Source organism: Clostridium sp. DSM 8431, assembly GCF_900116755.1.
Lineage (GTDB): Bacteria > Bacillota > Clostridia > Clostridiales > Clostridiaceae > Clostridium.
Genome location: NZ_FPBY01000213.1, coordinates 1 through 5,192, shown reverse-complemented (window position 1 = coordinate 5,192; position 5,192 = coordinate 1). Strand labels below are relative to the sequence as shown.

Here is a 5,192-nt window from a genome sequence, read left to right as displayed (position 1 = left end):
ATGGCTAAGTCGGGAATTTACGCCTTTGGAGTGTTATATCAAACTAAAGTAGTAGGTGATTTATTCATTACAAAATAGGACACGATGAATAAGGAAAAATCTCGATATGGGTATAATTGTCCATATTTTGAGTAGCAGATATTATTTTTATGAAGAGAATAGATTGTATAGAAGCTGTTATTTTTGACATGGATGGAGTAATATATGATACAGAAGCTTTTTATTTAAAACATTGGATTCAAGTTTTTAATGATTTTGGTTATGAGATGAAAAAAGATATATATGTAAATGCTATGGGGAGAGGTAGAAAAAAAGTTAAGGAATACTTTAAATCTATTTATGGTGAAAACCTACCTATAGATGAAATGTATAAGGTTAAGGATAAGTTATTATTTGATGCTATAAAAAATAAAGAAATTCCTTTAAAAAAGGGGGCTATTGAGCTTTTGGAATTTCTAAAAAGTAAAAATATAAAAACTGCCTTAGCTACATCAGCAAAAAGAGAAAGACTAGATATTCAACTTGAAGGAAGTCCTATAGTAAAGTATTTTAATGCTATTGTATGTGGGGATGATGTTGTTAATTCAAAACCAAACCCTGAAATATTTTTAAAGGCAGCAAATCTTATAGATAGTGATCCTGTAAAGTCTATAGTAATAGAAGATTCAGAAGCAGGAATTAAAGCAGCTCATGATGGAAATATGATTGGTTTGCATGTTGAAGATTTAAAGGAAGCTGATGAGAGTATAAAGGAAAACGCTTATATGCTTTTTAAAGATTTAATAGAAATTAAAAATTATTTAGAAGGAGTGCTATAATATGATTTTTTATTTTACAGGTACAGGAAACTCTGGCTTTTTAGCTGAAAAGTTAGCAGAGTCTCTTGATGATAATATTATTTCCGTTTCAAAACTTATGAAGAGCAATGGAAGTTTTAAGTTTACATTAAAAAAAGATGAAACTATAGGTTTTGTATTCCCTGTTTATGCATGGGGACCACCTAAGATGATAGAAGAGTTTATTAAAAAGGTTGAATTTGAAAACTTTAATAATAATTATACTTTTTCATTAGCATGCTGTGGTGAAAATGTAGGAAATACTATGAAGCTTATGGAAAAGAAGTTGTCTTCAAAGAATATGGAGCTTTCATGTGGATTTTCTGTTGTAATGCCTAATAACTATATTATAATGGGAGATGTTGATTCTAAGGAAAGAGCTAATAAAAAAATTGAAGAAGCTTCTACTAAAATCCTAAAAATAGCTGAAGTTATTAAAAATAGAGAAAAAGGAGTTTTTGAAGTTACTAAAGGTATTTTTCCTTCAATATTAACAGGGGTTATTCATCCTTTATTCCTTAATGGTGGAGCTGATACTAAGAAATTTACTGTTAGTAGCGACTGTACAGGCTGTGGAATGTGTGAGAGAGTTTGTACATGTGGCACTATAAAGCTTGTTAATAATAAGCCTGTGTGGGGAGAAAAGTGTAATCAATGTCTTGCATGTATTCATTATTGTAAAGCAAAAGCAATTCAATATGGAAAAGGTACTGTTAAGAAGGGGAGATATGTTAATCCATACTTCAAAAACTTTAATGACAGATAAGGATGTTTTTGTTAATAAATTAACAGAATTAATTATAAATTCCATGAAAATTGTATAACATTATGTAAAAACATATAGAATAAATAGAAGTTTTTAAGCGTAAAATAAAACATATGAAATAATTTAAAAAAGGTGTAATTTTCATGGATAGGAATCAATTAATTTCAGAGATTGCGGCTAAGGAAGATAATAATACTTATAAGCTTATTTTAAAAACTAATGGAAAGTTTGAACTTATAGAAAAGGAAAAATGGCTTGATAATGAGGATTGCTATGATTATGTTACTGACTGGGAATATTTTTTCAAAGGTGATAATTATGTAGGAAAAAATGCTTCTAAGGATGAAAATTATATAAGTGATATTTATCTTTGGGCTGAAGAAGCTTGGATTAGATATAAAAAATTTGGTGAAAGAAAGATTATTAATTTGTACTTATTGTAATATTCTATATATGGGACTTGTATCGAAATTCTTTTGATGCAGGTCTCGTTTTTTGTCTTCAAGAAATATACTTTTTGATATTAAGTATAATTAAATTAAATACGATATATAAAATATAGTTTGATAAAAAGAGGAGAATTTATGATTATAGATATAGTATTAGCTCATGCTGACGGTAGAGGTGGTCTTGAAAAAGTATTGATATTAGTTAGCAATGAACTTAAAAAAAGAGGATATAAAGTAAGAGTGATTCAAGTTTTTGAATCAATACATAAGGAATGGAAAAGTGAAATGGATGAGTTTTATTCTTTAAAGCCCTATAGCAAAGAATTTCTTGTAAGTGATTTAATTGAAAGTTATGATGATTTTATAAAAGAAAATGGGAAACCAGATATTATTATAGCTACTCATGTACCTCTTATGTCATATGCATGTAAACAAGTAGTCTTAAAAAATAATTTAGATAATATATTGCCAGTTATTTCTTGGAACCATGGACCATTATTAGATTATGGGTTTAGTGAATGTATAAACTTTGCAGATGCACATTTATCTATTTCTGAAGGTGTGGCAAAAACATTAAAGGAATCAGTAGGAGAAAAAGCTGTATATTTAATTAATAACCCTGTAGAGATTAATAATGAAATTATTCCAAGGGATAAAAGCAAATTAAATATTATTTATATTGGTAGATTAGCTAAAGTAAAAAATATAGATTTAATTTTAAGATCCTTTAAAAATTTAGATGGAAACTTTGAGTTTAACGTCTATGGTGATGGTGATGATAAAGAAAGATTAATTGATCTTTCAAAGGAATATAATATAGAAAAAAATGTTATCTGGCATGGATGGCAAGAAAATGTATGGGATAACATTAAATCTGCATCTTTACTTGTATTAAGTTCAGTTAGTGAAGGCTTTGGGCTAGTGCTTATAGAAGCTTTATCTAGGGGAATTCCTGTTATTTCAAGTAAGACAGATGGAGAACTTAGTATTGTAAAAGAAGGAGTTAATGGATGGCTTTTTGATATTGGAGACTCTAATAAATTATCAGAGATTTTAAATAATGTACAAAAGGGTGAACTTCAGCTTCCATCTTATGAAGACTGCATAAGTTCAGTTTCTAAGTTTTCTGTAGAAAAGGTTATTGATAAATTTGAGACTAGCATGCTTTTAGAATACGATAAGAAGAATAAGATTTTAGATAACAATGAAATCTTAGTAGCATTTCAAAGTATAGAAGAAGACAAGTTTATTGAGGAAAGCTTGAAGTTTTTAAATGCTCTTAATGAAGATAAATTAAGAGACTTTGTAATAAAAGGAGAGCTTTTGAATTATATTCCTATATTAAATAAGGTAGCAATATTAAATTATAATAATGAAAATTACGAAAAGGTTATTCCATATCTGAAACTTGCATATGAAATTAATCCTAAAGATGTAGAAACTTTATATAATATATCAATAGTTATGTATAACATAGGAGAATATAGAGAAGCATTAAATTATTTGGAACAGATAGATAATAAAAATAATGAGATTATAGAATTAGAAAATATTTTAAGAGAAAAGGTTTAGTAGGTGGTTATTTCATGATAATAGATATAGTATTGATGCATGCAACAGGTAGAGGCGGTCTTGAAACGGTACTATTGCTAATAAGCGAAGAGCTTGCCAAAAGAGGTTATAGAGTAAGAGTAGTACAATTTTTTGAGTCAGACCATAAAAAATGGGAAGAGGGAATGAATGAATTTTATTCTTTTTATTCTTGTGATGAAACTATTTCTATAGGCGAAGTGATTGATGGTTATGATAAATTTATAAATGAGAAGGGAAGACCTAATATTATATTAGCTACTGCTATGCCTATGGTATCCTATATATGTACTAGCGTTTTGTTAAAAAATAATTTAACTAATATGGTACCTGTTTTATCATGGGTTCATGTTCCTTTAGAATATTTATTAAATAATGAACTTCTAGAATTTGCAGATGCACATTTAGCTATTTCTGAAGGTGTAGCAAAAGGGATAGAGTTATTTTCTAAGGATAAACCAATATACTTAATTAATAATCCTATAAAAGTTGAAAATAAAGTTATACCAAGAGCTGAAGATAAGCTAAAGATGATTTATGTTGGAAGGCTTACGAGTATTAAGAATGTAGAAGTGATTTTAGAGGAAATAAAGAGCTTACAAGGAAACTTTGAGTTAAATATCTATGGTGACGGTGAAAATAGAGAAAACTTATTAAAGCTTTCAAAGGAATGTGGACTAGAAGAAAAGGTTATATGGCATGGATGGAAAAGAAATGTATGGGATAATATAGATTCTGCTTCTGTACTTGTACATGCTTCCATAAGTGAAGGTTTTGGTATGGTAATGATAGAAGCTTTATCTAGAGGTATACCTGTTATTTCAAGTAAAACAGATGGGGGATTAGTTATTGTAAAAGAAAGCATTAATGGTTGGCTTTTTGATATAAGAGATTCTAATAAATTATCAGAAATCTTAAATGATATACAAAGCAAAAAACTTCAGCTTCCAGCTATTGAAGATTGCATAAATTCAATTTCTAAGTTTTCTATTAAAAATGTTGTTGATGATTTTGAATCGAGTATATTATTAGAGTACAATAAAATAAATAATGGTAAAATTTTAGAAGCTTTTCAAAATATAAATGATAGTAAGCTTATTGAAGAAAATTTAGAGTTTTTAAATAGTTTAAATGAAAGTATAATTAAGTATTTTGTAGTTAGAAATAATTCTTCAAATTTTGTTCCTATTTTAAATAAGGTAGCTATATTAAATTAGGCTGTATTTTTAAATACAGTGATAATGTAGACTAGTTATTCAAATATGGGTGGACGTCCCTTAAAGTTCATACTTAGATAAGGATGTTCTCCTTTTATGTTTATAGGACATTCCTGAATTTTTGAAAATATAAATTTAAAAAGTGCTAGATAATTAGCTAAATACTTGGTAGATACCCCTCTATATACTGAAATAAACCTTTTTATATTGCTGTGGAGACTATTTATTTTTTGAATGTTATACTCCTTGAAACTTCTACAACCACTTGGAATTGCAATATGATTTATCTTAGAATAAGAAGATAATATTTTATAACTAAAAAGACTGTCTGTAA

General features: G+C 27.8%; 5 protein-coding genes and 1 pseudogene. 5 read left to right on the top strand and 1 reads right to left on the bottom strand.

The annotated features are described in order from the left end of the window. The first annotated feature begins 149 nt into the window (after positions 1 to 149). The 5 genes from BM384_RS15460 to BM384_RS15440 all read left to right on the top strand — a co-directional run bounded on the left by BM384_RS15460 (position 150) and on the right by BM384_RS15440 (position 4,858). The gene (locus BM384_RS15460; protein WP_090014926.1) at positions 150 to 818 is read left to right on the top strand and encodes an HAD family hydrolase; all 669 of its coding nucleotides are present in this window, start codon (positions 150 to 152) and stop codon (positions 816 to 818) included. 1 nt (position 819) lies between these two features. After that, positions 820 to 1,602: an EFR1 family ferrodoxin gene (locus BM384_RS15455; RefSeq protein ID WP_090014924.1), complete on the top strand. Its 783-nt coding sequence runs from the start codon at positions 820 to 822 to the stop codon at positions 1,600 to 1,602. A gap of 143 nt (positions 1,603 to 1,745) precedes the next feature. Then, positions 1,746 to 2,045, top strand: a complete 300-nt coding sequence (locus BM384_RS15450) for a hypothetical protein (protein WP_090014923.1) — start codon at positions 1,746 to 1,748, stop codon at positions 2,043 to 2,045. A gap of 141 nt (positions 2,046 to 2,186) precedes the next feature. Beyond that, on the top strand, positions 2,187 to 3,623 hold the full coding sequence (locus BM384_RS15445; RefSeq protein ID WP_090014921.1) for a glycosyltransferase: 1,437 nt from the start codon (positions 2,187 to 2,189) through the stop codon (positions 3,621 to 3,623). A 14-nt stretch (positions 3,624 to 3,637) separates the two neighbouring features. Beyond that, positions 3,638 to 4,858, top strand: a complete 1,221-nt coding sequence (locus BM384_RS15440; protein ID WP_090014919.1) for a glycosyltransferase — start codon at positions 3,638 to 3,640, stop codon at positions 4,856 to 4,858. Positions 4,859 to 4,893: 35 nt separating this feature from the next. Here BM384_RS15440 and BM384_RS18710 read toward each other — a convergent pair. After that, positions 4,894 to 5,192: pseudogene (locus BM384_RS18710) on the bottom strand (IS1595 family transposase); the annotation flags it as partial.

Bases quoted from the DNA above. Each gene is read 5' to 3' on its own strand.
- BM384_RS15440 (WP_090014919.1), top strand. From the start codon at position 3,638: ATGATAATAGATATAGTATTGATGCATGCAACAGGTAGAGGCGGTCTT.
- BM384_RS15460 (WP_090014926.1), top strand. From the start codon at position 150: ATGAAGAGAATAGATTGTATAGAAGCTGTTATTTTTGACATGGATGGA.
- BM384_RS15445 (WP_090014921.1), top strand. From the start codon at position 2,187: ATGATTATAGATATAGTATTAGCTCATGCTGACGGTAGAGGTGGTCTT.
- BM384_RS15455 (WP_090014924.1), top strand. From the start codon at position 820: ATGATTTTTTATTTTACAGGTACAGGAAACTCTGGCTTTTTAGCTGAA.
- BM384_RS15450 (WP_090014923.1), top strand. From the start codon at position 1,746: ATGGATAGGAATCAATTAATTTCAGAGATTGCGGCTAAGGAAGATAAT.